This window comes from Succinivibrio dextrinosolvens (assembly GCF_900116345.1).
Lineage (GTDB): Bacteria > Pseudomonadota > Gammaproteobacteria > Enterobacterales > Succinivibrionaceae > Succinivibrio > Succinivibrio dextrinosolvens_B.
On record NZ_FPAH01000039.1, the window covers coordinates 1 to 26,842 of the forward strand.

21 protein-coding genes, 1 tRNA gene and 2 rRNA genes are annotated in these 26,842 nt (G+C 40.9%); 2 read left to right on the forward strand and 22 right to left on the reverse strand.

All coding sequences use genetic code 11. From position 1 onward, the window contains the following. The first annotated feature begins 393 nt into the window (after positions 1-393). Positions 394-1,329, forward strand: coding sequence for a DUF2786 domain-containing protein (locus BM308_RS10520; protein ID WP_074945084.1), 936 nt, complete (start codon positions 394-396; stop codon positions 1,327-1,329). Between the two features lie 6 nt (positions 1,330-1,335). On the opposite strand, the gene BM308_RS10525 is transcribed toward BM308_RS10520, so the two are convergent. Genes BM308_RS10525 through BM308_RS10555 form a run of 7 tightly spaced genes read right to left on the reverse strand, consistent with a single transcriptional unit; the run spans position 1,336 to position 10,118 of the window. After that, positions 1,336-2,907, reverse strand: coding sequence for a carboxylesterase/lipase family protein (locus BM308_RS10525; protein WP_074945085.1), 1,572 nt, complete (start codon positions 2,905-2,907; stop codon positions 1,336-1,338). A 57-nt stretch (positions 2,908-2,964) separates the two neighbouring features. Next, positions 2,965-3,927 carry a tRNA (adenosine(37)-N6)-dimethylallyltransferase MiaA gene (gene miaA, locus BM308_RS10530; protein ID WP_074945087.1) on the reverse strand — a complete coding sequence of 321 codons (963 nt, stop codon included), beginning with the start codon at positions 3,925-3,927 and terminating at the stop codon, positions 2,965-2,967. Continuing rightward, positions 3,924-5,921 (reverse strand): DNA mismatch repair endonuclease MutL, encoded by a 1,998-nt coding sequence (gene mutL / locus BM308_RS10535; protein ID WP_074945089.1) that lies wholly within the window; start codon positions 5,919-5,921, stop codon positions 3,924-3,926. The genes miaA and mutL overlap by 4 nt, the downstream gene beginning before the upstream one ends. 15 nt (positions 5,922-5,936) lie before the next feature. Next, positions 5,937-7,580, reverse strand: a complete 1,644-nt coding sequence (locus BM308_RS13615) for an N-acetylmuramoyl-L-alanine amidase (protein WP_306706241.1) — start codon at positions 7,578-7,580, stop codon at positions 5,937-5,939. 54 nt (positions 7,581-7,634) lie between these two features. Continuing rightward, complete coding sequence (gene tsaE, locus BM308_RS10545) at positions 7,635-8,123, reverse strand: tRNA (adenosine(37)-N6)-threonylcarbamoyltransferase complex ATPase subunit type 1 TsaE (RefSeq protein WP_074945093.1); 489 nt, start codon at positions 8,121-8,123, stop codon at positions 7,635-7,637. Beyond that, positions 8,110-9,660 carry a bifunctional ADP-dependent NAD(P)H-hydrate dehydratase/NAD(P)H-hydrate epimerase gene (locus BM308_RS10550; RefSeq protein ID WP_074945095.1) on the reverse strand — a complete coding sequence of 517 codons (1,551 nt, stop codon included), beginning with the start codon at positions 9,658-9,660 and terminating at the stop codon, positions 8,110-8,112. Before BM308_RS10550 ends, tsaE begins: the two co-directional genes overlap by 14 nt. A gap of 11 nt (positions 9,661-9,671) precedes the next feature. Next, positions 9,672-10,118, reverse strand: a complete 447-nt coding sequence (locus tag BM308_RS10555; protein WP_074945097.1) for a hypothetical protein — start codon at positions 10,116-10,118, stop codon at positions 9,672-9,674. Positions 10,119-10,395: 277 nt separating this feature from the next. Between BM308_RS10555 and ppgK the strand changes: the two genes are divergently transcribed. Continuing rightward, positions 10,396-11,142, forward strand: a complete 747-nt coding sequence (gene ppgK / locus BM308_RS10560; RefSeq protein ID WP_074945099.1) for a polyphosphate--glucose phosphotransferase — start codon at positions 10,396-10,398, stop codon at positions 11,140-11,142. A 54-nt stretch (positions 11,143-11,196) separates the two neighbouring features. On the opposite strand, the gene recJ is transcribed toward ppgK, so the two are convergent. From recJ to BM308_RS10635, 15 genes are all read right to left on the reverse strand, one after another. Continuing rightward, entirely contained in the window at positions 11,197-12,894 is a 1,698-nt protein-coding gene (recJ, locus tag BM308_RS10565; protein WP_177214446.1) for a single-stranded-DNA-specific exonuclease RecJ, read from the reverse strand. 215 nt (positions 12,895-13,109) lie between these two features. Beyond that, positions 13,110-14,249 (reverse strand): nucleoside recognition domain-containing protein, encoded by a 1,140-nt coding sequence (locus BM308_RS10570; RefSeq protein WP_083425547.1) that lies wholly within the window; start codon positions 14,247-14,249, stop codon positions 13,110-13,112. A gap of 4 nt (positions 14,250-14,253) precedes the next feature. Beyond that, positions 14,254-15,384 (reverse strand): AMP-binding protein, encoded by a 1,131-nt coding sequence (locus tag BM308_RS10575; protein ID WP_074945104.1) that lies wholly within the window; start codon positions 15,382-15,384, stop codon positions 14,254-14,256. Further along, entirely contained in the window at positions 15,384-16,199 is an 816-nt protein-coding gene (gene menB / locus BM308_RS10580; protein WP_074945106.1) for a 1,4-dihydroxy-2-naphthoyl-CoA synthase, read from the reverse strand. The genes BM308_RS10575 and menB overlap by 1 nt, the downstream gene beginning before the upstream one ends. Beyond that, the gene (locus tag BM308_RS10585; RefSeq protein ID WP_074945108.1) at positions 16,177-16,626 is read right to left on the reverse strand and encodes a PaaI family thioesterase; all 450 of its coding nucleotides are present in this window, start codon (positions 16,624-16,626) and stop codon (positions 16,177-16,179) included. The genes menB and BM308_RS10585 overlap by 23 nt, the downstream gene beginning before the upstream one ends. A 22-nt stretch (positions 16,627-16,648) precedes the next feature. Continuing rightward, positions 16,649-18,832, reverse strand: coding sequence for a DEAD/DEAH box helicase (locus tag BM308_RS10590; RefSeq protein ID WP_074945110.1), 2,184 nt, complete (start codon positions 18,830-18,832; stop codon positions 16,649-16,651). Between the two features lie 113 nt (positions 18,833-18,945). Continuing rightward, positions 18,946-20,307 carry an ATP-binding protein gene (locus BM308_RS10595; protein ID WP_074945112.1) on the reverse strand — a complete coding sequence of 454 codons (1,362 nt, stop codon included), beginning with the start codon at positions 20,305-20,307 and terminating at the stop codon, positions 18,946-18,948. 191 nt (positions 20,308-20,498) lie between these two features. Continuing rightward, entirely contained in the window at positions 20,499-21,272 is a 774-nt protein-coding gene (locus BM308_RS10600) for a hypothetical protein (protein ID WP_074945114.1), read from the reverse strand. A gap of 451 nt (positions 21,273-21,723) precedes the next feature. Next, positions 21,724-22,689 (reverse strand): tripartite tricarboxylate transporter substrate binding protein, encoded by a 966-nt coding sequence (locus BM308_RS10605; protein ID WP_074945116.1) that lies wholly within the window; start codon positions 22,687-22,689, stop codon positions 21,724-21,726. A 117-nt stretch (positions 22,690-22,806) separates the two neighbouring features. Further along, entirely contained in the window at positions 22,807-23,619 is an 813-nt protein-coding gene (locus BM308_RS10610; RefSeq protein WP_074945117.1) for a tetratricopeptide repeat protein, read from the reverse strand. 271 nt (positions 23,620-23,890) lie between these two features. Beyond that, positions 23,891-24,778 carry a 50S ribosomal protein L11 methyltransferase gene (prmA, locus tag BM308_RS10615; protein WP_074945119.1) on the reverse strand — a complete coding sequence of 296 codons (888 nt, stop codon included), beginning with the start codon at positions 24,776-24,778 and terminating at the stop codon, positions 23,891-23,893. 1 nt (position 24,779) lies between these two features. Beyond that, positions 24,780-26,195, reverse strand: coding sequence for a hypothetical protein (locus BM308_RS10620; protein ID WP_143098608.1), 1,416 nt, complete (start codon positions 26,193-26,195; stop codon positions 24,780-24,782). A gap of 205 nt (positions 26,196-26,400) precedes the next feature. Then, positions 26,401-26,476 (reverse strand) — tRNA-Thr (locus tag BM308_RS10625). A gap of 55 nt (positions 26,477-26,531) precedes the next feature. After that, a 5S ribosomal RNA gene (gene rrf / locus BM308_RS10630) occupies positions 26,532-26,647 on the reverse strand. A gap of 84 nt (positions 26,648-26,731) precedes the next feature. Continuing rightward, positions 26,732-26,842, reverse strand: a 23S ribosomal RNA gene (locus BM308_RS10635); the annotation flags it as partial.

A 26,842-nucleotide genomic window follows, 5' to 3' on the forward strand; every position in this document is an offset into this window, starting at 1 on the left:
TAATATCCACTCCATCTCCAAGCTTCTCTCTAAGCTCTGCCTCAGAGCCTATTTTTTTAACAGTTCTGGTAGAAGAAGTACCGTTAGGCTTTCTATAAGATTCGGCAACGTAATAAATAACAGTATTTTTACTTTTGGAGATGGACAGTTTCATATTTACTTCGGACAAATAACAATATATCTATATTATACAACATGTTGCCATAATATAGCTACAAATATTTTATAAAAATTTGACACAGATTAAATTTTAACTGTTTGAATTAAAGGATTAATTAGGAGAATTTGAGAGGGAGGATTTTTAGAAAACTGTCAAAGATGTGCCTTTTTTATTGGATTTAACTGTATAATCAACTAACTATATCTTTTAACTCCTCCATAAAGAAAATCAAAATGACTAAAGCAGAACTGATTGAAAAAATAAAAAAACTTCTGGCTCTATCCGACAGTTCTAATCCTAACGAGGCAGCTGTTGCACTGTCCAGGGCTCAGAAGCTGATGGAAAAATTCAACATTGAGTCAAAAGAGATTACAGCAGACAAAGGAATTGATGAGATTAAACTAAAAACACTTAGCTGTATCAGTACCCAGATGATTATGAGCAAACTGCTCAATATCATCAGAAAAGCATTTGGCATCGAATTTATTCTGCATACCACAAACTCAAAGGTAACAAGCATTAGTCTTATCGGACCAGCAGAGATTCTGGAAAGCTGTGAATATATCTTCACAGTTCTATCCCGTCAGGCCGCATTTGCCATCGGAGAGTATACAAAACTCATGGAAGGTGAAATCTATTTAGAAACAGCACGCAATTTGGGATTTATAAATGAGCTGCAGACAAAGGTTTTTCCTTTCTACAGTGCTGTATATGGAACCCACAGCCAAATGCTTAGGGAAATCGACATCAATATTGCTCAGAACAAAAATGAAAACAACACAAACAAAGCTTATAAAATGTTGGGAGAGACTTTTAAAGACCTCAGAAATGTCGGCTACAAACTTGTGTCACCTGGATATGCTCGTGAGCTAAAACGTATTTTCACGTCTATAGCAAAAGAAAAGAAACAGGGCTTTATTCAGGGGTATTTCAGTTCCATTAGTGAAAAGATCAGCGAGTATGCTCAACCATCTGAAATTCAGGAACATATTGATAAATATATAAGTGATAAACATCCGGATCTAAGTGAAGTAAGAAGACATTCCATACATAACACCTATACTGCATATCAGGCTTATCAGAAGGGAGTAAGTGAGGGCAGTAAAGTGTCATTAAACTCAGCCATCAAGGATTATGCGCCTAAAATGGATGCTATTGGCATGAAGTAATTAAGATTATTTCTTCTCTGAGCCAAAGAATATCTCTTCGAGCTTTGAGAGCTTTTCCTTGAGTTTAAACTCCTCTACTCCGGTGTAGGAACCGATTCTGAGCACTGCGTTATCATTCTTATCATAGGCTTTCCATTTGATTAGTGTGCTCTTCGAGCCATCAGAATCCGGATCACCCGTCTTCATAAAATTAACCAGTCTCAAGTGAAATACCTCTGCCACATCCTTTGTCTTATCACTTGCATCCTTAGACAGATTATTAAAGGCATATTTAAGCTCAGAGGAATGATAAACTCCTGTAACATCCCCTTTTGAGGACTTTGGAAGATAGTCAAAGTGGTAAACATAAACCTTCTGAGTCGCAGACAGATTATCCGCAAAGATTTTCATTCCCAGATTGAACATCACATCTCCCATAAACTCAGAAGCTTTTTCATAAACTGAGCTTTTTTCGTTCAATTTATACAGATTTTTTAAAGATTCTGCTTTATTTTTATCAAAATTCGCATAAAAACCTGATATTAATTCATTTTCGGTTATATCTCTGTTTACAAATAAAGTACCTTCATTGGTGTTGTAGCCCATAATCACAGAGACATCGTTATAGTTGTTGCGCTTTAATTCCCTGTATGGAGAAACTGGCAGAACATTTCCATCCATATAAGGAATCATAAAGGAGCCTCTGTTATGTGGAAAATCATAATCATAGGTACAGTGGTAGGCTAGCAGGAAAGGATCAATTGCTCGTAACATATCAATACCGGAAGCAGAATCATCCACTCCAAACTTAGTAAACAGCTGCTGACTTCTTTTCTGTGCGATATCATGATTCTGTTCAGTATTCAGCCCAACAAAAGGATAAGTAAGAATAGTTCCACTCTGAAGAATTGCTTTGCGAAACAGTCCCTTTGCCTTAGTACTTAAAATCATAGCTGAAGCGGCCATTGCTCCGGCTGACTCGCCTCCTATAGTAACATTAGAAGGATCTCCTCCAAAGCTTTCTATATTCTGATTTACCCATTTAAGAGCTTCTATCAGATCAAGATGCCCCCAGTTTCCAGAAGTTCCATATTTTTTCAGGAGGTTATTAGAATATAGGAAACCTTCCGCTCCAAGACGATAATTGACGGTTATCGTGATAATACCGTCTTTTGCAAACTGACTGCCATCATAAAGAGGTATGCTTGAGGCTCCTGCAGCATAAGCACCTCCATGGATCCACACATACACAGGAGCCTTACTCTCAGAAGTCAGATTAGAAGGACGATAAATATTCAGACAAAGGTAATTGGCACCACCACTCTGGGAAGAGTCATAATTTAAAAAAGCAGCCTGAGGAGCTATAGGGCAGAATCTGTCGGCTTTGAATTTCTCCTTAAAAGGAGATGCTGCAACAGGGGGAGCAAAACGAAGCTCTTCTGTTACCGTCTGAGCATAAGGAATTCCTTTAAAGACCTCAACTCCGCTTAACTCCTCGCCTTCAATTATACCTGCGGGAGCTTCAACAAAAGGGCCAGCAGCAACAGTCCTGATGACAGACAAAAAAAATACGCCGAACAGAAAGGATTTTAGCTTCATTCTCCCCCCAGTAAAAAAGATAGACATCTTAATTATAGGTTGATAAACAAAGAATTATCACCCAGAATAGATGCCACATTCCTCTAAAGACTCTAAAACCAGCTTCAAATTCTCTGGATCACCTATATTCAGACGTTTTTTTAGAAGGTAATTCTGATCTTTTGATAGAGAACCTCGAAGCCACGTCATCTGATGTTTTGCCAGATGTGCAGTTGCAATCACACACTGTTCAACCATCTCAGATTTATCGTATTTACCCTCAAGATATTCCCATACCTGACGGTAACCAACACAGCGCATTGATGGCATCTCAAGATTCAGATCCCCTCTGCCTTTCAGTTTTGCTACCTCATCAATCAGACCGTTATCCACCATAATTTCAAATCTTTTGCGGATAAGTTTTCTTAACTCCTCACGATCATCATTTTCAGGGAGCAGAATGAATTCCACACGCTCAAAAGGACAGCTGTCAGTCTTAGTATCAAAAAATGAGGACATTGCTCTGCCGGTCATCTCATAGATTTCCAGAGCTCTGGAAACCCTCTGCTTATCATTAGGATTAAGTTTTTCATAAGATACAGGATCAACCTCTTTAAGACGTTCATGCATCTTTGGCCAGCCTAAAGCTAAAGCCTCCTTAGCTATCTTCTCTCTTACCTTAGGATCGGTCTGAGGCAGAGGCGATAAGCCGTCTACTAGAGCCTTGTAGTACATCATGGTTCCACCGCAGATAACAGGCAGAGCTCCCCTATTTGAGATTTCATCAACCAGTCTTATGCAGTCCTCGCGGAAATTTGCTGCACTGTAACTTTGTGAAGGATCACAGATATCTATAAGATGATGGGGGACAGAGTTTAACTCGGCTTTCGTAGGCTTAGCTGTCCCGATATCCATATCCCTGTAAATAAGAGCAGAATCCAGACTGATAATCTCTATCTTAAGATACTGAGCAAGATTCAGGGCCAGTGAGGTTTTTCCCGATGCTGTTGGTCCCAGTATGACCAGGGCTTTATTCTTCATACATTATTCTCAAAATCATGTGCCAGCTGTTTAAGATTCAGTTCTCTAACAGCATTCTTTATTTCAGGAAGCAAAGATGGATCAGAAACTCTGCTTATAATTTCCTCTGCAGAGGTTGAATTTGCGCCTAAAACAATGTTTGCCCCAATAATTCGAGACAGCTCGTCTGGACATTCTCCACTATCCAGAGAAGAAACATTGGAAATAATCAGACTAAACATATCAACGGCAATACCTGCAAGGTTGGCACCCTTAAGTTTTGCAGGAATTTCAAGCAGTTCAACCTTGTTTTTCTGAACACGTACGACAAAACCGCATTTTTGCAGAGTGAAATAATTCTCTTTAATCTTACGGCACAGTTCTTCATCAAGAAGATTAAGTGTATAAGGAAGAGTCATTTTAAAGCGTTCAACTCTGTTAGCCATAATCTCCTGACGATATTCCTCTGAGAAAAGATGAGCTCTTAGTATCTGTAGATTCAGAAGATAGAATCTGTCCTGAATTCTAATAAGAGCAGTTTTCTCACTGATATGATCGAGAAGCTCAATGCCGTTCTCACGCTCAGAGGCTCTGAAGGTATCGGTCTCCACATTTGTTCTGGCATTCAGGCTAATATTGGAGGCTGCAACTGTGGATTTATAGATATTAATATTTCGCTGTATATCTTCAGTATTTGTAGCAAAATTCGTCTGAAGACCACGATGCATAGGAGCGGAAAAAGAAGAGCCCGTCACAGCAGAACCGGAAGTATAACCAGAATTGCTTTTCTCAGAAGCTCTGATAATTACAGGTCTGCCTCTGTCTGCAAATTTATTGATATCAATTACTGTTCCAACTCCTGATGGAAATGCAGGCAGCTTACTGCTATTGATGTCATAGGAGGTTGCATGAGGAGAAACCTGATGCATCTGCTCAGGCATATCATTCTGCTGAGGACTCTGCTCCAGACCGAGAGGATCATTGACCTCCATCTGCTGATATGAGCCGATACCGTTCTTTCTTAAAGCATAAACAATACTGTCTACAATCAGATCGTGAATCAGCGTGGTTTCATGGAACCTGACCTCATCCTTTCGGGGATGCACATTCACATCAACTTTTGCTGGGTCAATCTCCATGTAGAGAACACAGCGGATAGGAAGCGTTTTGCCTAAGACCTCAAAAAAGCCTTCCTTAAGCGCATGAGTCACCACCTTGTCAGCTAAAGGTCTTCCGTTTAAAAATATATAGATCTTCTCAGATAGGGCCTCTTCTTCACGAGGAGGCGGAAGTAGCATGCCCTCTATTTTCAGATTAGGATCTTCACAGCTCACCCGCATTCCCTGAACACCGAACTCAGCACCTATAAGGGCTGATGTACGCTTTATGTCCAAGCCTTCCCCCTTGGCGGCTGCAACTCTAGTAATGGTTTTAGAATCTGAGATAAACTCAAAACCTACATCAGGATGAGCAAGAGCTACTCTTGTGAAGGTATCCTTAATTCTCGCAAACTCAGTTCTGTCAGACTTTAAAAAACGTCTTCTTGCTGGAGTATTGAAAAAAAGTTCTCCCACATCCACAGTAGTACCGGTAGGATGAGCTGCAGGCAGAATGGTAGGATTCTGTTCAGGACCTTCAACACTAACTGAATAGGCATTTTCCTCGTCGGCAGTCTTTGAGGTTAGGACCAGTTTTGAGACTGAGGCAATAGAGGCCAGAGCTTCTCCTCTAAAACCCAAGGTCGTAATTGCCGCAAGATCATCCACACTTGAGATTTTTGAGGTGGCATGAGGAGCTAAAGCCAGAGGCAGCTCATCACGTACAATTCCGCTGCCGTTATCTCTTACACGAATTAAGACCTTACCAGCATTTCTGATTTCACACAGAATGTTTGTGCCACCAGCATCAACCGCATTTTCAAGCAGTTCCTTGACCACTGAGGATGGTCTTTCTACTACCTCGCCCGCAGCGATCTGACTTGCTAACTGTTTTGACAATAACTTGATTGAGGACATGGCTTTGTACCGGTTTTAAGGCAGATATAAGACCTGACCTACGGACAGAGTATCTTTTTTCAGTGAATTTAACTTCTTGATTTCACTGACAGTTGTTCCATAGCGATTGGCGATGATAGATAGTGATTCGCCCTTCTTGACAGTAATACTGCGTTTACCGCCAATCTGTTTGGTTCTGGCATAGGATTCCTGTCTGGATTTGATTTTCTGGGCAGGATATTTCTCGTAGTAGGATTTGATGCCTAGATAAATGTGATATGCAATCTGCTTCTGGTAATTAGGCTGATTAAGCTGAATTTCCTCGTAACGGTTTGAAAGATATCCTGTTTCAATCAGAAGTGAAGGAATATCCGGAGACTTCAGTACCGCCAGGGAGGCAGAAATAGGCTGACTCTTTCTTAAATGGGTGAAAGAGCCTAATGAACGCAGAATCTCCTTTGCCAGAAGATTACCCTCAGAGCGGGAATTGGTGGAGGACATATCCAGAATAGCCGTTGCCAGATACGGATTACCTACACTCTGATCCATAACTTCACCGGCGCCACCAATAAGCTGAGTCTGTTTATGGTTCTTCAGGATTTTACCGTTCTCACGCTCTGCTCTGTTTTCAGATAACACCAAAACACTTGCGCCTCTGGCAGTAGAGCTGCCGGAAGCCACAGAATCTGCATGAATTGAGATTAGAAGATCTGCCTTTCTCTTTCTTGCAATCTCGGAACGTCTGTCCAGATCGATGAAGATATCGGAAGAACGGATCAGCGTTCCTCTAAAGGTCTTATTAGAATTGATATAGCTTACAAGAGCCTTGGAGATAGCCAGAGTAACATTCTTTTCTCTAACGCCTCGCTTGCCGATTGCACCAGGATCTTTACCGCCGTGACCGGCATCAATGGCAATAATAAAAGGTCTGGCCACAGGTGTAGCATTCACAGGAACTGGTGGAGCAGAGGTATCTGCTACCTCTTCTTCGACCTCAACCCTTGAGCTTGCACTCTTCTTTGCGGCAGCAGACTGTCTGCTTGCTGCAAGAGCAGCATCCTGTTCAAGCTGAGCCTTTTTATAGTTCTCTCTTAATTCTTTAAGTTTCTGATTATAGATAGCGGCATTGGCAGGAGTCATGGTTCTAAAACCATCCTTGCCTGCAGTTGAATACTGAATAAAGAGATCCCTTTCCTGAGCGGCAAGTGATTTTGAGGTATCAACTCCCGAAGATTTTTCAGTATTTACAGGAGCACTACTGCCAGCAGAAATCTTTACCGATGATTTATTTTCATAACTCTGGGAGGAAACAGCCTTGCCATGAGGGAAATCAATTACCAGTCGGTAATTCTTGGAATCCTTAGACGGAGCAAGTAAAAATGACTTTGGAGTATCACAGGATTTCAGGGAAAAAATATAACGGACATCCTTACCGTCAGTCTTTTTAACCACAGAATTAAGACAGCTTTGTGTCTTGAACTTCCCGCCCTGAGGAGCCTTGGACAGATTTTCAATATTTCTGATACGAACCGCAAAAACGGACTTGTCTTTGGACAGAGCTGTAGAAAAGTCAGGCTTTGATTCTGTATCCAGAACCACACGGGTTTTCTCTGAATTATGATAGCTTCTGAGTTTATAGACATCCTGAGAATAGGCAACCCCAGGGATCAGAAGACACATAATCCACAGTATTGAAAGAAATAGTTTAAATCTGGATATCGCAATCATTGTTTTCTAACAGAAAAAGGTGGCAATCCTGTCTAATTCATCCTGTGCCAGTACAGATGATTCTATCACAACAGTTCTGCTGTTCTGAGAATAACTTAAGGCAATTCTTATGTCAGCCTCAGGCAATAATCCCTGAGCCTTATCCGGCCACTCAATCAGACAGACAGAGGTTCTTTCAAAGTAATCTCTGATGCCCATGTACTCCAGTTCCTCTGGATCTAATAGACGGTATAAATCAAAATGATAAATACTGTAAGTATCAAAATCATAAGGTTCTACAAGAGTATAGGTTGGTGATCTGACAATATCCTTATAGCCGCAGCCTTCAATAAAGCCACGGGAAAAGGTGGTCTTTCCAGCTCCAAGATCACCTTCTAAAAAGATAAGCACACTCTTTGAATTATTAACAGCATAAGGTACACAGAGCTCAGACATAAGTGTTCCAAAGCGAACTGTCTGCTCCTCACCTTCAATCTTAAATTCAGTCTTTGACATTAATAAGTTCTCGTATATTCTGACATAAATCCATTGGCAGAGTGCCTATCATACCCTTTTTCATGCCCTCAATATAGCCTGCTCTTCCATGCAGGGCAGCACCGACAATAGCAGCTTTTTCAGGAGACAGTCCCTGTCCTAGAAGGGAAACTATTATACCAGTCAGAAGATCACCTGCTCCACCGGTAGCAAGAGACGGAGCTCCTTCATGAATTATGGTCAGTTTTTCTCCATCACAGATAACAGTACCAGGTCCTTTTAATAAGACCACACCGCCATATTTCTGCTGCAGTTTATAACAGGCCGCAAGTCTGTCGGCATTTACCTCATCAGGGCTTATGTTCAGCATTCTCGCTGCCTCTCCCGGATGAGGGGTCAGTACGCGATTTTCTCTATAGTAATCCTGCTCAAAGGAAGCCAGCACGTTCAGCGCATCCGCATCAAACACCAGATTCTGCTCCTCGATATCAGAGAGCATAGATATAAGCTGAGCAGTTCTTTCATTGACGCCAAGTCCTGGACCGATTGCAATGGCATCCGCCCAGCTGATGCTTTCAAGAACAGCCTTATCATCATAAAGGTCGACACTCATAAGCTCAGGTCTTACTGAAAGCATAGCGGTTACGTTTGATGGCTCCATGGCAATCTTGACTAGACCGGCACCGCTTCTTAAAGCACCATTGCCACAGATAATTGCAGCACCGCCCATGCCTTTAGCCCCTGAGATAATTAAAACCTTGCCGTTATCGCCCTTGTTATATGAAGGCAGTCTGATTGGCAGATCCTCCTCAAGATCATCGAATCCCACCTGAAAAATAGGCAGAGGAGATTTATATGACGATTCGGTTAAAAGCTCATGATAGCCGGATGTATCCACATCCAGCGAGGCAAACTCAATATCTCCCACAAAATCAACCGCATCTGAGGTAAGCAGGCCCGGTTTTAAGGCCAGCATACAGACAGTGGCATTGGCACAGACACACATACCAGGAACACCGCCAGTATCGGCACAGACACCTGAAGGCACATCAACCGCTACAGTAAAGGTATTAAGCTTATTGATATATGAAATCCATTTAGCCGTAATTCCTGTTGGAGCCGATTCAATTCCTGTACCTAACAGAGCGTCAATAATCAGATCGGGTTTTGAGACATGAATAATGTCTGATGGAGAGTCACTAACCTGACCGTTATTTGGCAGCTCGTATTCAACACTTCCCCCCTGCTTTATAAATAGCTCATAGGCAAAACTGGCCTCAGAGCCTTCATGGGGAATACCGGTTGCGAACACCCTGTGCTTTATTCCGTTCTCTAAAAGTAAGGATGCTACTATGTAGCCGTCTCCACCGTTATTGCCCTTACCGCAGAAAACCCAGACCTCCTTTGCATCGCCGCACTCGCGGACAATGTAGTCAAATACTGATTTTCCAGCCTTCTGCATCAGATCAAAACAATGTCCGTTGTGAGACTTTGCATGATCCGCCTCGATCTGCTTTACTTCATCGCTGGTAAATACTTCGTATGGTAGTTTAGACATTTGGTAACCTCTTAGAGATTAAGGTCAGGATTGTTAAGATCAATACCACCGGATGCAAGAATAACCACATCCTCGGCCAGATCTTCAGGGTCAGCACACTTGCAGGTAATTCTGTTAAGCTCAACGCTTACACAGCCATACTCATCCCGCTTTTCATCCGAAAACAGCTGTTCAAAATCAGATGAGGAGATGACGTAAACATCTGAATCCTCTCTTTTGAGAATAAAGCGTTTTATTTCTTCTGGCAGAACCGGTTCGCTCTTTTTTTCAGAGCTGTCACCAAAAATATCAGGTAAATTTGACAGAAATCTTCTTTTGATAAGGAAAGGTCCGCAACTTAGAATATCCTCATAAACACCGTATTCGTAATCCTCAAGCTTTTTTATCTCAATCTTCCAGTCCTGTTCACTTAAAAGATAGCCAAAATCAGAATAGCTTATGCAAAAGACCTTATCCATAAATCTAAAAATCAGAAAAAAATAAAAATTACTTACTCATTTCAAAAGTTTAGCACAGAATTTTGCTTTCTGATGCCAAATTCGAGTGATCTCACACTATTCTGCAGAAAAATTTATAGGATAGGCTTATTCTGTGCTCTTAACCTGCTCAACAAGCACAATTTTCCTATTTTTTTTGATTAAACCTCTATCTTTTAAACAATTTCTGTGGAAGTTACGTTCGATTATTGTCTATACTCAAAACAGCGAATAACTATGTCATATCAAGGGGTTTTCCATGGAAATTTTGGGTGTTGATATTGGTGGTAGCGGAATTAAGGGTGCGATTGTCGATACAGAAACCGGCGAACTGAAAACAGAAAGACTCAGAATCCCAACACCACAGCCTGCAACTCCAGAGGCAGTAGCAGAAACTTTAAAAGAGCTTGTAAAGCAGATTGACTACAAAGGACCTATCGGTTGCGGCTTCCCTGCCAGAGTAATCAACGGAGAAGTGCTCACCGCAGCAAATATTGACAAGACATGGATTAACGTAAAGGTTGAAGAATTATTCTCCAAGACAGTAGGACAGGACGTTTTCGTCGCTAACGATGCCGATGTGGCAGGTCTTGCAGAATTAAGCTTTGGAGCAGTTAAAGGCTACAAGGGCTCAGTATTATTCTTAACACTTGGAACCGGTATCGGATCAGCTCTTTTCTACAACGGCCAGATGTTTCCAAATACTGAATTTGGTCATATTAAATTTAAGGGAGATATTGCTGAACATTACTGTGCAGATTCCGTCAGAGAAAAGGAAGATCTGAAATTTAAAGAATGGGGAGAAAGACTAAATAAGTTCCTAGAATACATAGCATTTTTAACTTCACCTGATTTTATCGTGCTGGGTGGCGGTGTATCAAAGAAATTTGAGAAATATAAAGATCAGCTGACACTGAAAACCAAGGTTGTACCTGCTACAACTCTGAACCTTGCAGGAATAATCGGTGCAGCCATGTATGCCAACAGCCGAATCCAGAAAAAATAGACAAAATCAATCAAACAAAACTTGGAGCCTGAAATCTAATTTCAGGCTTTTTTTTTAGACTTTCTCAATGGAGGAGATTTTGATTTCAAGACGCTGAGAGCCCATATAATGGTTTACCCCAATGGTATAGACCGCTCTTACTCTCATATTGGCCTTGATTTCGCGCTCACTTGGGGTTGCACGAAGTTTTATGCCTCTCATATAGGAACCATCGTCATTACGAAGTGAGAAGCGCAGATGACGATTTCCAACCAGAATAACATCCTCAACTGTATACTCGCCATCAAAGCAAGGCTCTTCAAAACCATTGCCCCATGGTCCATAAGCCTCAAGATCACGGGCAAATCCGATGGTCAGATAATTTGAAGGAAGTTCTCCATCAGAAATAATCTCTTCATCATTAGGATTTCCGAGATTCTCCTTGGCAACCTGATTAAACAGCTCCTTGAACTTTTCAAAGTTATCCTTATGAATTGAAGCACCTGCAGCCATGGCATGACCGCCGAATCTTATCAGAAGATCTGGACATTTCTCGGATAGAAGCTGCAGATTCTTTACAATGCTGAAACCAGGAACGGAACGGGCTGAGCCTGCAAGTTCATCTCCAGAGCCTGAGAATACAAAACAAGGTACAGAGAATTTTTCCTTGATCCTGCTGGCAATAAGTCCGCCTAAACCAACCAGCCAGTTAGGTCTGTAAAGAACAATTGCACAGTTGCCTTCCTGCTTTTGAGCATCCTCTGTAGCTTCCTTGAGGAAAACGCGCTCATAATCACCACGACGCTTATTGCACATCTCAAGATCACGGGCAATAATACAGGCCTCGGTTTCATCGTCGGTTAACATTAAAGATACAGCAGGATTGTTCTCAAGTTTGATTCTGCCCGGAGCATTAAGTCTTGGACACAAATCAAAGGCAATGCTTACAGAATTAATAGCCGCCAGATCGACTCTACAGGAAGCTGCCAGAGCCTTGATACCGATAATGGATTTACCGGCTCTGATCTTGTCAAAGCCATACTTGACCAGCTTGCGGTTGTTAGCATCAAGCTGCATTACATCACCAATGGTTCCCAGGGCAACAAGGTCTAGGAATCTTGCAATAAGAGGAACTTTGGAGTCCTTGTAGAATCCTCGGTCACGAAGCACCGCTCTGGTTGCAACCAGTACATAGAAGAGCACACCGGCGCCACAGAGATTTTTTGAAGGAAATTTATCTTCAGGAAGCTTAGGATCAACTATTGCATCTGCATCTGGCAACAGTTCAGGTGTTTCATGATGATCTGTAATTACAACCTTAAGGCCTTTGCTTTTAGCGTAATTGATTGATTCAAGACAACTGACACCGTTATCCACGGTCAGAAGAAGCTTAACACCGTGAGCGACGGCATCATCTACAGTCTCATTACTGACTCCATAGCCGCCTTCATATCTTGATGGGACAAAATATCTGACCTCAGAGGCACCTAAATCCTTAAGACCTCTTACACCAAGGGCTGTACCTGTAATACCGTCAACATCGTAATCACCGGAAACAAGAATCTTATCTCCGTTTTCAATAGCATCTGCAAGGATGTTACTTGCCTTGTCGATATCATGCAGATCTCGGTAATGATAGATATCTGAAAGCTGACAGGTAACCTCACTTTCTGATGATATGCCACGTCTTGCAAGTATCTGCCTGATAATCGGATCAGATACATAGGTCTGCAGGTGACTATCATCAACGATATCACGTCGTACTATTTTCACGATAAATCCCTTAGGTTTCGTATTATTTAAATTCGATATATATTGTCCGTGACACCATTATATGAGTTTAAAAGAGGAATTACATATAAAGAGGATAATAAAATTCAATTTATCAGAAAATAATCATCCCAGACAAAAGAATAATCTCTAAGATCATTGTTCAGAATTCTTCAGGAAATCAAAACATCGGCCCTGGTTCAATATTTCTCACCTTTTCAGATAATTGCCTTCATAACCAGAATAGATAAAACAGCATTGATAATACTGATGGCAAACATCAGTCTATAGTTACGAAACTCAAGTCCAATCACACCAAGGATACGGCCCATATACTGCAGCTGAGCTCCCATAAGAAAAATAGCAGGAGTAATAATGGCCAGCTGATTCTGAGTAATCTCGCCGCTAGCACACATGGTTGCCCCCATGGCCACACCGCCTAAACCAGAGAACCAGGCAGAAACTAGAACCACCATTGACTGACCGTTCAAATCAAAGATCTGCATTAAAGGAGAGCCTATCTTTCCTAAGAAATCCATTGCACCGATTTTCATAAGCACAGCAGTCAGAACAAATGCCATAATCACATTCGGCATCATTATGTTGAGACTGATGTTAATTGCTCTTTTGGCCCCGCTTATAAAAGCATCTGCAATATTGGAGATATTCTCACTGTTCTGTTTTTTCAGAGAATTATCTGAGGACTTTTCCTCACCGGATAAACTCTCATCTTCTTCATTTTTTCTCACACAAAGATAGGCTCTTATCAGATTGGCACCGACAATCTTCATAATCAGAATAATTCCCAGAGGCAGCAGAATCGGCAGATTAAGATGAGCGGAGATAATCGGCATTGCCGTCAGATATACCCCAATGGAACCTCCAGAGGAAAATTCGAAGGCAGAAAAGATACAGCGCTGTTTTTTGCTGATAATTCTCTGATCATAGAGATCTTTAGTCATCACCGCACCGCTGTCAGAGCTTTGCAGGGAGCTTATAATCGCAAAGGCAGATGAACCTGGAAGACCAAGTAGCGGCTTGAGAATAAAGGAAAAAATACGTCCTGCTGCATTTAGAGCTCCAAGATAGCCAGCGACAGAGAGCACACCTAAAGAAAGGATGATACCAGGGATAATTGACAGCGCGAATAAAAAGGCGCTTCTGACACTGATATCTCCCTTTCCTGTAAAATTATCAGAGGTTCCGGCAATAGTTCCGAATTTGCCTAGAATGGTTGAATAATCAAAAGCTGAGAGCCACTCAGGACCTTTGGCACAGACTCCCGAGAAAAAAGCAATCACCATGACAAGCGATATATATTCCATCGCATTTTTGGTTATCACTCTGAAATTAAACAAGAAATTACGCTCCTTTCGTGAATATGTCTTTCTTCTGATACAGTTCTGAAGCTAAAGACTTAAGTTTTGCTCTTGCTGGTTTTCCAGATTCAGTTCTGGGAAGAACAGCTGTTCTTAGAATAACCTTCGGAGCCCAGTATTTGGGAACCTTATCCTTTATCTGTCGAAGAATAGCATCGTCAGACATGCTTTGATGGGTAGAAGGAGAATTCTTTATAAGAAGGCATACGCTTTCCCCGAATTTCTTGGACTCCACAGAGGTTACATTAAATTCACAGTCTAAAAATTCTCTTATAAGCTCTTCAAGCTTCTCTATCTGAATCTTGATACCGCCACTGTTGATGATATTATCGGCTCTTCCCAGGATATTAAATGAACTATCAGGATTAAACTCAACCACATCATTGGTCTTAAGCGCTTTAACCCCAATATAAGGGGCATCAATCACGAGAGTTCCATCCTGTGCCTTATGCAGACTCACACCTTCAAAGGGAACGTATCCATTTGATTTATCATCAGAACTATCCTCGATATTCACACGTCTCAGAGCAATATGAGAGATAGTTTCTGTCATACCGTAGGTTGACCAGATCCGGTTTGAAGACGGCATCAGCTGTGCCTTAAGACTGCTGTTTACAGCTCCACCTCCGATTATCAGCTCTTTAATATTAAAAAGAATTTCTCTTTCAGCATCGCTCTCCAGGGATGAAAATACCTGAGCTGGAGTCATAGCAGCAAAATAAGGAGCTTTTCTCAGCCCCAAAAGAGGATGTGATGACGGATTAACCGCCACCAGTTCAAGCTCCTCCGCCAGAGCTCTTATAACCACCATCTTTGCCCCGATGAATTTAAGGGGCATACATAAAAGGGTAGAGGCTCCTTTTGGGATCTTAAGATAGGAACAGGTCATATGAGCACTGTTCAGCATATACTGCTTTTTAAGCTTCAGCTCTTTAGGCTCACCAGTAGAACCTGAGCTGAAAACGCTTATTGAATCAGAATCAGATATAAACTCCTGATACAGAGACTCTATCTGAGATTTATATTCTAAAGACAGAATATCCTCTGACGCTGATTTCAGATAGTCTCTGGCAAAACGCAGAGTATAGCTTCTGTTTAAATTACCGTCCTGCATTATGGTAGATTATTGAGTTTGCTGAAATTAGGCTTTCTCTTCTCCAAAAAGGCCTTTCCGCCTTCCTGAGCCTCATCGGTCATGTAGTAAAGCATGGTGGCATCACCAGCCAGTTCCTGAATACCAGCCTGACCATCGAGTTCTGCATTCAGGCCAGCCTTAATCATGCGCAGAGCAAGAGGACTCAGTTCCATCATGCGCTTAGCCCATTCAACAGTGGTATTTTCAAGCTCCTCCACAGGAACAACAGTATTTACCAGTCCCATATCCAAAGCTTCCTTGGCACTGTACTGACGGCATAGGAACCAGATTTCACGAGCTTTTTTCTGCCCCACCACACGGGCTAAATAGGAGGAACCGAAACCGGCATCAAAGCTTCCAACCTTAGGACCGGTCTGACCGAAAATAGCAGTCTCTGATGCTATTGAGAGATCACATACAACATGCAGCACATGTCCGCCACCGATGGCAAAACCGTTAACCATGGCAATCACTGGCTTTGGAAGTGATCTGATCTGCTTTTGCACATCCAGAACATTCAGTCTAGGCACACCTTTTCCGTCAACATAACCGCCACGGCCCTTGTAGTTCATATCACCGCCGGCACAGAAAGCCTTATCGCCAGCACCGGTCAGAACAACAACTCGTACATCAGAACTTTCACGGCAGTAATAAAGAGCATCGCTCATCTCAGCTACAGTCAGAGGAGTAAAGGCATTTCTGTAACGAGGACGGTTAATGGTAATACGGGCTATTCCCTCGTAAAAATCAAAAAGGATCTCTTCGTAATCTTTAATTTTTGTCCACTGACGCATTTATAATAGCCTCTCTTAAATTATGGGTATCTTTGATAATTAAATTAGTCATTCTGATAGTTGAGAGCAGCTGTTCTTTCTCGTTAAAAACATCCACATTCCAGATATGAACAGTTTTTCCGATTTTTACCGGAGTGGCGACAGCATGCACCTCTGAATTGAAAAAGCCTGGAGCCACATGATTGGCACTTACACTAGAGCCCACAGGAATAGTATCTTTCTCACACAGTTCAAAGGAGGCAAAGCCTGCCAGATTCTCTGCAAGCGCAACACTGGCACCGCCATTCAAAAGTCCGAAGATCTGACAGGTTCTGCTGTCAACAGGCATGGTTGCCTTAAAAACTCCGTTCTCATCTCTGAACATTTTTATACCAAGGGTCTCAACCATGGTATGCTGCAGATGAGGAGACATTCTTTCTCCACTCATAGACAGACTCTCCTTAAAATGTTTAAAGCTCTTTTCTCAAAACTTTAAAGAAATCCAAAGCTCCATCGATATCAAGTTCACTGTGAGCAAAGGACATTCTCTTTAAATCCATTGAAATATAACTGTCGTGTTTTTCACGATCCAGATTATTAACTTTTTTGATCAGATCTGTTCCGCTTATATTCTCATAATTCAGAATATTGTATACCGCCACCTTCAGACTGTCCTTCGGTGTATATGCCAGCTCAATATGAGATTTATATGCCGAGGCATCTATAGATTCTTTTTTGAGCATCAGCACAATGGTTCTGATAACCTTATCTCCCTGCCAAGGAAACAGAGCTATTCCGGTTGGACCGTCATAAATATGAGAATGCTGAAGCTGCATTCGTTCAAACTGATCTATCCCCTGCTGAACGTGTCTGGACGCAACCTTATTTAGATATACCGGTATTTTCCTGCTTCTGTATATCTCAAACATTCTCTTTCTCACCTCATTGTGAATATGACCGGCACTGCCGTTCATCTGCAGAGGCTGAGCATCATGAGGATAGGCCTTAACACCGATCAGATGTCTTTCCTGGGAGAAGAAATTTACCTTCCAGCCACGGCCTGCAAAAAGGAAGGTGTCACCGATAATCAGATCCTGAGATAAAGGAATGGTTCCTATCTGATGACCGTCATGCTCAATAGTGAATTCCTTTGGAGTATCAAAGGCGGCATAGAAATTCCAGTTCGAGACAATTTTCTCCCCCTCAAGACCTAATGCCAGAGAACCATCATTGAGCTGAACAATAAGATCTTTTTCGCCAAGACACTTTAAAAACTGCATGAAGATTTTAGGAGTGCATAGAGAAAAAGGTCCTGTCTTGCACAAAAGTTCATGCAGGGCTTTGGCACTGACACTGCCATAGGAGGCAATCACAGACAGAGTCTGCTGCAGCAGAGTCGAAAAGGCATATTCATGCTCTAAAGGAGGCTCATACCAGCGCTCTAAAAGTAGCTCTATCATCGCCACGGTCATAACCGTATCCTCATAAAGCTCTGTTTTTCTAGTATCAGTCAGAGCTTCAGGGATAAAGACTCTTAAAACCGCATTGTGTTCTCGTCGCCCGGCTCGTCCTAAGCGCTGTCTCAGAGAGGCTACTGTAATAGGATGCTCGACCTGGGCAATGGAAGAAACATCTGAGATATCAATACCAAGCTCCAAAGTTGCAGTACAGATTGCTGTAGTTGGCCATCTGCCCTCCTGCAGGCGGTATTCAAGACTTTCTCTGAGTTCCTTTGACAGAGATCCATGGTGAGGGAAAAATTCATTTGGAACAAACCTGCTCTTGCTTTTCTGCTCCAGTTTTCCAGCCAGAGTCTCTGTACAGAATCGGGAATTACAGAACACTAGGTTGGTAGAACCTCGTAAAAGCCTGAAAATATCATCAGAGATTGAATCAAACTCCTTAGGCAGAACCTTTCCTTCAAGTTCAGGATCATCTAAAGCAATATGCTCATAGCCCTTAATCTGGACAGATAATTTATCCTCACTGCTTTTGTCAGCAGTAATAACCTGACAGGGAATTGAGGAGTTAGGGCGCAGATATGACATAACGCCATTGGCATCGGAGAAGGTTGCTGACAGAGCAACTCTGGTTACACGTTTACCAATCAGATTCTCGATACGATGCAGTTGAGACTGAAGCTGGTAACCGCGCTGAGAGCCCATAAAAGCGTGGAATTCATCAATAATCACATAGAAAAGATTCTTCATGGAGGATTCAATCCAGCTCTTGTGATTTATCAGGAGCGACTCCAGAGATTCTGGGGTTGTCAGGATTATGCCTTCAGGCTCATCGAGTATTTGATTTTTCTTGGATATCGAAACATCACCATGCCACGGAGTTACCCTGATCTTAAGGAATTCCGTCATTTCATCCAGTCGACGGTACTGATCGTTAATCAGCGCTTTAAGTGGACTTATGTAAAGGATTCTGACACCGGGTAGTTCTTTGGTTTTTACAATTGAGGTCAGCGCAGGAAGAAAAGCAGCTTCAGTTTTACCACTGGCAGTAGATGCCGAAATAATGACATCATTTTTTCTGTCAAGAATCGGTGAAATTGATTTTTCCTGAATCGGCAGCAGAGACTGCCAGCCCTTTTTAAACATCCATCGTTTAAGATCAATATCCAAAAGATTTATAGAATTATTTTCCATGGAAAAATACCTTTATTAGGATGTTTTATTGAGAAAGCTCTTAAATAACAGGTTTCTGCGAATTATTGTAGGACACGACCATCTGGCGATAATCCGCAGCAGCAGTTTTCCTGTTATAAAGTAAATGAGGTTAATTCATCATCGTCATCTTCAGAATCAGATTCAGTAGCCTCTGTATTCTTCTCATTTGAAGGAGATTCTTCAGTTTCCGTTGAAATGGAAACAAGAGAAGTATCAGATTCGGATTCAATAGAAATATTGCCAATCAGAGTCTTCCAGTTCAGTTCAGGATTCTGTTCCAGAATAGATAATAAATCCACAAAAGCCTTGATTGTATTTCGTGGAGTTCTGAAATAGGCATCACCGATATTCTTTGAGCAGTGCTCTAAGAATGCGGTTAGAGCTTCATCAGGAAGGATATAGTTTTCCTTTTTACCGTTAGCAAAGACATTTCTGATATTGCACAGCAGAACATAAATCTCCTCAGGAGACAGATTCTGCAGGATCAGAATAGGACTGTTGTAGTCAACCACATTGGCAATCTGGGCAAAGGTATTCTCAGCAAGACGGGAATGCAGAGCCTCGTAGGAATAGAGTCCTTTTCTCTGATCCATCAGGAACTCAGGGGTTCCGCCAAATAGGAAACCGATAGACTGAGCAGAGCCCTGGAAACAGTCATTTAATATTCTTAAAACCTGCTCATAATTTGAATTACGGGCTCTCTGGGATGGGAGCTTGTAAAGGTTTACCACCTCATCGAGGTTGACCAGCAGACCTTTATAGCCGGCCTGGGTCACGAAACGGCTCAGTAGTTTAATGTGATCATAAACATTATGATCCTCAACGATGGCTCTTACACCAAGATCACGTCTGGCGTCGGCCTTTGAAGTATACTCACCGCGAAGGTAACGGATAGCATTATTCTTCAGATCATCATTATTCTCGTTGTAGGCTTTCCAGTAGGTGGCGATTACCTGTGCAAAATCGTAGCCGTCAACCAGCTCAGATAAGGAATTGAGTTTTTCTTTGATTACCTGTTCGACATCTCTGCCCTGTTCATCAGCGATTCTTCTCTGCTCGGTGATGAATTTCTCAACCAGAGGCACCATGGCATTGCCTTCTGGATGTGCTCTTGTAGAGAGATTTCTGGCAAGTTCCTTATAAAGATTTCTGGACTGTCCGGTTGAAGCAAACAATCTTCTGTCAGGAGATAAGTCTGCATTAACAACCACCAGCCCCTTCTCAAGGGCGATATATCTTATAAGCTGCAGAAAGAAGGATTTACCGGCACCAAAGTCACCGATAATAATACGAAAGGCACTGCCTTTGTCTGCAATATTATCGAGATCCTTAATCAGAGCTTTAACCTCGTTTACTCTTCCGACCTGAATGTACTCAAGACCTATTCTTGGGGTCACGCCTGCACGAAGAGACTGAATAATTGCAGATCTTTCACGAGGTCTGATGTTTGCCATGATTAAAAGCTCCTAAAATTTAAGTGAACTGATCATTATATACCATGTTTTATGTTGTAGTGGAGGATCTTTCAGAATTAATCCTTTTTAAAACCACGGATTTAGGATAAAAAAAATCTTTTAAGAAAAAGCTCTTAAAAGATTAAGAAAATTCCAAACTGGAATGAGTACACGTTAGAAAATATGAATCTTTAAATGTCTATTACATGATATTTTTCAGTATCAAAGAACTCTGTAGTTGCATGGCGCACAGCATCCTTAACTTCTGCTGAAACAGCACGTGAAAATGCGGTTTTCAGAATTTCTCTGCCTGTAAATCTAGGATTTGAAGTATTGGTCATGGTGTAAATTACAGAGCCGTTATCATAAACCTCGGTAAATTCATTTATATATTTGTTTGAGGCAAGATCCTGATAGCTCAGTCTGCAGATTTTTGACTTCTCACCTTTAAGTAAGGAAGGAGGAACCAGCATATTGATATTTGAATGTCTGGTGGATTTGGTAACAAGTTTTCTGCAAAAATCATCAGAGGTATAGTCAATGTCAGAGTACTTATTATCAAACTCAATCATTGCAGAGTACTTTCTAGAATCGTTAAGAAGGGTAACTGACTCCCTTGGGGTTGCAGTATCATCCTCATCAGCACGAGTCTTCAGGACAGCGATGAACTCAGGCTGAACCCATAGATTCATGTCATCACTTTCAATCATTTCATCTTCAAAAAAGACTTTAACATCGAACAGATCAGGAGCTACTTTTGAATACTTTTCAGAAAGGATTTTGCGTTTCTCTTCTCTTTCCATCTTTCTGACAGCTCTGGCAACCTTTGCCTTTTCGAAAAGAGAAAGACCGTCTGAGGCTTTCTGAGCTGCAGCTTTCTCAGAAGGCTGCTCCTTTGTACAACCTATGAGACTTACGGAAGAAACCAATGCAAGAACAGTGATAAGTAGTTTAGATGATTTCATTTATAGTGAATTAACCTGGATATTTTTATTTATATTTTGTGTAGTATATTTAATACTTTTTTGCGAGCTAAGTCAAATTTTGTAGATTAGAAAAATTTATATAACAAAATTATCAGCCATTTAAGCGTAAATTGTATTTAATTAGTGCAATTTCTTTTAATATCAAGGAATTCTATAAATATAAAAATACAAAATTCACATGTATTTATAGATAATAATGACACATTATAAAAAAGTGTCATATATTCTAACATTTCAGATAAAAATATTTAAGCGAATTTTTTTATCAGAAGGAGTAAAAAAACTTATAGAGAGTTGATATATAAAGAAATTCTGATTCAGATGAGACGAAAAAAAAATTTAAAAAAATCAGAGAAATAACCTCTGCTCTCAGGCTAAAGATAAAATTAGGCAAGAGCTGAGGTTGTGAATCAAGAAAACAGCTTCCGTACTATTTAAGCTCTTCCTTTTTGTAGATCATAGGAATAATGTCATTACAGAAGAAAATACTTGCGGTCATAGTAGCTTCTAAGTTCAGATTATCCTTATAATCCAAAGCCAGATTTGCCTTGCGGTGAGCCTCGATTACCTCAGGATCTGCCATCAGTTCTCCGAAAGTTTTTACATAATACTGAATAACCTCATCAGGTGTACCCTTTGGAGCTACGATTCCCCTTGATGAACCATACCATCTGTCATAGTAACCGTGTTCAGAAAGGGTTGGTACATCAGGATAGTCTTTAAGCCTTTCCTCTGAAAAAGTGGCCAGAATTCTTACCTCTGGTTTTGCTTTATTCATTAAAGGAGCCACATCAGGGATCTTCACACAAGTGAATTGAACCTCATCATTTAAGAGAGCAAGAAGCTGATCAGCTGTTCCTCCGCAATCGACGGCGATATAGTCAAAGCCACCGGAATGAGCCAGAAGCTGTGATGCTGTATGGTTTGAAGCCATAAAACCATTGGTTGAAGCCAGAAGATTGCGTTTAACCTTTGCATCATCAACAAGGTCTTTTATAGTTTTGTAGGGACTGTCAGCCCTTACCACCACAATGGAAGATTCAGTAACATGATTACAGATGGGAACAACATCTGACATACGAATTGGTGACTTCAGTGCCAGAGTTGCAAAAGTCGGGAGATTAATAAAACCAATGGTATAACCGTCAGGCTTTGCTTTAATCAGAGATTCCCAGCCAATTGAACCGTCACCGCCATCCAGATTCTTTACAATAAGCTTATGCTTAAAATAACGATCAGCATGCGAACTTAAAAGTCTTGCTCCGGTATCAGTACCGCTGCCTTGCTTATATGCAACAATAACCTCAATATCCTTAGTAGGTTCCCAGGCATAAGAACTAGTAACACAGCATAAACAAACTGCACATAATAAAGAAGCCAGACTCTTAATACTCATAGCGACACCGTTTTCTGAAAAATAAAATTATGAGCGTCCATATTTAAAGATAAGAAAGACTTCTCGCTTGAGATTAGTGGTCGATCACGAAACTAGATTAAATAAAGGGAAAAAAGACTATAATCCCTCGTTGTTCAGATTCTCGTATTCATCACAGCCTGGTTTATAGTGCAGATAACAGGCCTTAGAATAGTAAGCCTTGCTGATGGTGTAGTCCTGTTCAATGCCCCAGCCGTTAGCATACATAACCCCTGCATTGAAACACCCCTCTCCTGCCCCAAGATCACAACCTTTGGTAAAATACTCGTAGGCAAGTTCATAGTCCTGTTCCACGCCCTCTCCCTGAGCGTAATTCAGACCGATATTTGCACAGGCCTCACCGCTCTCCATTTCGCAGGCTTTAACGTAATAGGAATTTGCAAGCTTAAGATCTTTATCCAAACCTAGGCCGTTGTAGTAGGCATTACCAATCAGGGTACAGCCTGTAGCCTGTTCATGATCACAGCCTATTCGTAAAAGAGGAATTGCTTTATCAAGAGACTTTTCGATACCAGAACCTAAAATATAGCTGATACCAAGATTTACACAGCTTTCATAGAAATGAAGATCACAGGCCTTTCTATACAGAATTGCAGCCTGATCAAGATCGAGCTTGACGCCGTTTCCTACGGTATATAAATAGCCTAAATGACCACAGGCAGAACCATTATTCTTATCACAAGCTGAAGAGAAGAGATTAGCAGCCTTTGAAAGATCGGCTTCAACCAGATCACCGCGAGCAAATTCGCAGCCTAAAGCATCACACGCATCCAGATCTCCAGAATTACACTGATTCTCTAGAGACTCTATACGTGACTGCTGTGCTATTGCTGTAGCTGATACAACGCTGACGACGAACGCCAATATCGTTATAGATAAGACCTTTTTCATAAAATATCCAGGATAACCTTTTGCTTTCGCAAAAAACTAGACCTGATCTATACCTTCTAAAAATTCACTTATTAATATAATTTTGTTTTAGTTTATTTATAGTAGTAGGTACTATTAATTTTATAAAAATTAATCAATATAACAAATTAAGGTGCCATCAAAAGTGTGATGAATGATACTTTTTGAGGTAAATTACAGTTAAGTGAAAAAAAAATGGATCCAAAAGATCCATTAAAAAAACATTGAGCAATTAAAGCGCAGTGAAGAAATGTTATTTTCTGGTTCCTGTTAGAAGGGCCCATCCATCTTTATCCTTGACCTTGTTCATGATAAAGTCCTTCGAATACGCTTCAATAACAGAATCAGCCTGCTCAGTTAAAATACCAGACAGAGCTAACAGACCTCCACTCTGAGTTAAATCTGCAATTATTGGCTCAAGTTCTGCCAAAGGTCCGGCAAGAATATTGGCAACAGTAACAGGTGACTTTGGAAGATCGAGCTTTTTATCAGAGCCCATCACCAGCTCAAGTCTGTCTGCAACACCATTTCTGGAAGCATTTTCCTTAGATGCAATCAGTGCCTGCTCATCAATATCAACACCAAGAGCATTCTTGGCTCCAAGTTTTAAGGCTGCTACAGCAAGAATACCAGAACCACAGCCATAATCTAAAACCTGCTTATCATTCAGATCAAGAGAATCAAGATACTCAAGACATAACGCAGTAGTAGGATGAGTACCGGTTCCAAAAGCAAGACCTGGATCGAGCATAACCACAACACTATCCTTCTCATCAACACTTAGCCATGAAGGACAGATCCAGAGTCGCTTTCCAAACTTCAAAGGCTTGAACTGATCCATCCAGGCTCTGATCCAGTTTTTATCCTCAAGATGAGTTGCAGCCATAGGAATATGGTCACCTAAAATTGCCTTTAATGCGTTTAAAATTGGTTCAGGATCGGTTCCCTGTGCTAAAAGACCTGTAACTTCAGTATTAGGCCAAAGCTTTCTCTCGCCAGGACGAGGTTCAAGAATCGGAGAATCTTCAGCATCTGTATAGCTTACAGATAATGCACCAAACTGTTCTAAAAGATCAGCTATGGTATCTGCCAGCTGATTGGTTGTTCTTAATTTAATCTGAATCCAATCTGAATCGCTCACTTTATTTTTTCTCCTGAAGATTTAGTAAATAGTTCTTAATATCAAACTGTTCTGACAGTTCAACTTCATCGGTGGTGTAATTTGAAGATTCCTCTACTATGTTATTTAGTCTCTTCCAGACAATAAAAGAAAGAGCCCCCAGAGGAATTCGGATTATATTCTCTGAACGAATAAACTCGATTCTTCTTTTACTTATAAGGTTTATCTGTGGGATAACCACCTTTTTGTAATTGAAAACCTTTATAAAAAGGACATCCTTTTCAAGCCAGACCGACTTAAGATTACTCTTTCCCCCGATTCCGTTCAGAACAGAAATGAGGAAGAGATCAGGATTTTTAATATCTTTTAAATTAAAACCTGAATTTCTGAACCTGCGTTTTAACTTATTCTTCAGGTGATTAATCTTTCCGATTTTAGAAATGATTATCTGCATTGCAAAAGGAATCAGGATAGAGAAGATAATCACTGCGAAATGTGCTGATGACAGCTGAAGAAAAGCCAGGTTTCTCAAAATAAGATCAGGCTGATACAGCATATAGAAACTAGTAAAGGTTCCAAGCTGTAAAGAAAGGTTCAGAAAGAATAAAAAGATAGAACTGAAACACAGAGCCAGAAATGTCCCAGGATAGAAGAACATAAGAATAAGGAGCTCAACTGAAATACAGGTTCCAATCTTAGAGGTTAAACAGGTTATTAAAGAAAGAAATACCAAAAACAGTCTGTTATAGGATTTTGCAAATGAAGCTCTGGTAATGATAATAGCAGGAAGTGAAATCATATTAGTCAGCATAATACTGTTCAGCATTGCCTGAATGATTGCACTTTCAGACTGCAGACTCACAAGAGAATTCAGAAGAGAACTGAATCCTAAGGTAAGCATAATTTCATAAATAGGAACAAACAGACAGGATAAAAAAGAATCCAGGAATACAGAAGTAAAGGTAATCAGAATTGAATGTTCAATATTCTTTACAACCACCATGATTGTAAAGAGCGCAATAAAAGGAAATGTAGAGATGCAGAATACCTTGGTTAACAGAGAACGAATACTCAAACCTTCTGATTCGATATCACTGTTTGGTAAAAGAAATAAGGTTGTAACCAGTGAGGATAAGATCCAAGAGGTTGGCTGTGAAAAAAAGCTTTGATATTTAGATAAGGAAAAAGCCACCAGAATAGCGTAAACGAAAGCTACAGATGCAATCTGAATCTTGCGGTTAAGAGTTGGAACCATGCAGGCTGCAGCAATAGCAAAGAATCCAGGAAGAATGATTCTGCAGGTTTCAAGCAGAAGCGTCTGGGTTTCAAGGTCGAGTAAAGTTGGAATTCTTTTGTCCAAAGCATAAGAAACAATCGCCAGTAAACCTAAAGGCAAAAGCAGCAATAAACTCTTTTGTTGAAATTTAGAAGATGGCATTTAATAATCCGCAGTTTATGCTTTATACAAACGACACACTGTGTATAAAAAAAAATTAAACAGTGAGGTGAATCAGTTACAGAGCAATTCTACCATTGAAGAAAAAAAATAGGAATACAAAGGGCGCTTACAAAGGAAGTAAAAAAAACAAAAGCTCCTGATTAAAATCAGAAGCAATTTACTTAACTTACTTATTTGAAGGAGATGGTGCTGATACCGAGAATCGAACTCGGGACCTCACCCTTACCAAGGGTGCGCTCTACCAACTGAGCCATATCAGCACTGAAATCTGATATTAAAAAACCGTAGCTAAACTACGGTCTTTCAGAAAGGGAAGCCTGGCGGTGACCTACTCTCACACAAACGTACGTTGCACTACCATCGGCGTTACTGCATTTCACTTCTGTGTTCGGAATGGGAACAGGTGGTTCTACAGCACTATGGCCGCCAGGCGAATTGGGTTTTAACTTAAAAAACTTTTGCTGCTTTCAAACTTTCTTAGTCTCTTGCGTACTTCAGATGCCTTCCGGGGTTGTATGGTCAAGACGTTCAGAGTATTAGTACTGGCAAGCTTCACACCTCACGGTGCTTCCACATCCAGCCTATCAACGTCGTAGTCTTCAACGGTCTTTATTGACTTATAGTCA

Bases quoted from the DNA above. Each gene is read 5' to 3' on its own strand.
- BM308_RS10520 (WP_074945084.1), top strand. From the start codon at position 394: ATGACTAAAGCAGAACTGATTGAAAAAATAAAAAAACTTCTGGCTCTA.
- BM308_RS10525 (WP_074945085.1), bottom strand. From the start codon at position 2,907: ATGAAGCTAAAATCCTTTCTGTTCGGCGTATTTTTTTTGTCTGTCATC.
- miaA (WP_074945087.1), bottom strand. From the start codon at position 3,927: ATGAAGAATAAAGCCCTGGTCATACTGGGACCAACAGCATCGGGAAAA.
- mutL (WP_074945089.1), bottom strand. From the start codon at position 5,921: ATGTCCTCAATCAAGTTATTGTCAAAACAGTTAGCAAGTCAGATCGCT.
- BM308_RS13615 (WP_306706241.1), bottom strand. From the start codon at position 7,580: ATGTGTCTTCTGATCCCTGGGGTTGCCTATTCTCAGGATGTCTATAAA.
- tsaE (WP_074945093.1), bottom strand. From the start codon at position 8,123: ATGTCAAAGACTGAATTTAAGATTGAAGGTGAGGAGCAGACAGTTCGC.
- BM308_RS10550 (WP_074945095.1), bottom strand. From the start codon at position 9,660: ATGTCTAAACTACCATACGAAGTATTTACCAGCGATGAAGTAAAGCAG.
- BM308_RS10555 (WP_074945097.1), bottom strand. From the start codon at position 10,118: ATGGATAAGGTCTTTTGCATAAGCTATTCTGATTTTGGCTATCTTTTA.
- ppgK (WP_074945099.1), top strand. From the start codon at position 10,396: ATGGAAATTTTGGGTGTTGATATTGGTGGTAGCGGAATTAAGGGTGCG.
- BM308_RS10575 (WP_074945104.1), bottom strand. From the start codon at position 15,384: ATGCAGGACGGTAATTTAAACAGAAGCTATACTCTGCGTTTTGCCAGA.
- menB (WP_074945106.1), bottom strand. From the start codon at position 16,199: ATGCGTCAGTGGACAAAAATTAAAGATTACGAAGAGATCCTTTTTGAT.
- BM308_RS10585 (WP_074945108.1), bottom strand. From the start codon at position 16,626: ATGAGTGGAGAAAGAATGTCTCCTCATCTGCAGCATACCATGGTTGAG.
- BM308_RS10590 (WP_074945110.1), bottom strand. From the start codon at position 18,832: ATGGAAAATAATTCTATAAATCTTTTGGATATTGATCTTAAACGATGG.
- BM308_RS10595 (WP_074945112.1), bottom strand. From the start codon at position 20,307: ATGGCAAACATCAGACCTCGTGAAAGATCTGCAATTATTCAGTCTCTT.
- BM308_RS10600 (WP_074945114.1), bottom strand. From the start codon at position 21,272: ATGAAATCATCTAAACTACTTATCACTGTTCTTGCATTGGTTTCTTCC.
- BM308_RS10605 (WP_074945116.1), bottom strand. From the start codon at position 22,689: ATGAGTATTAAGAGTCTGGCTTCTTTATTATGTGCAGTTTGTTTATGC.
- BM308_RS10610 (WP_074945117.1), bottom strand. From the start codon at position 23,619: ATGAAAAAGGTCTTATCTATAACGATATTGGCGTTCGTCGTCAGCGTT.
- BM308_RS10620 (WP_143098608.1), bottom strand. From the start codon at position 26,195: ATGCCATCTTCTAAATTTCAACAAAAGAGTTTATTGCTGCTTTTGCCT.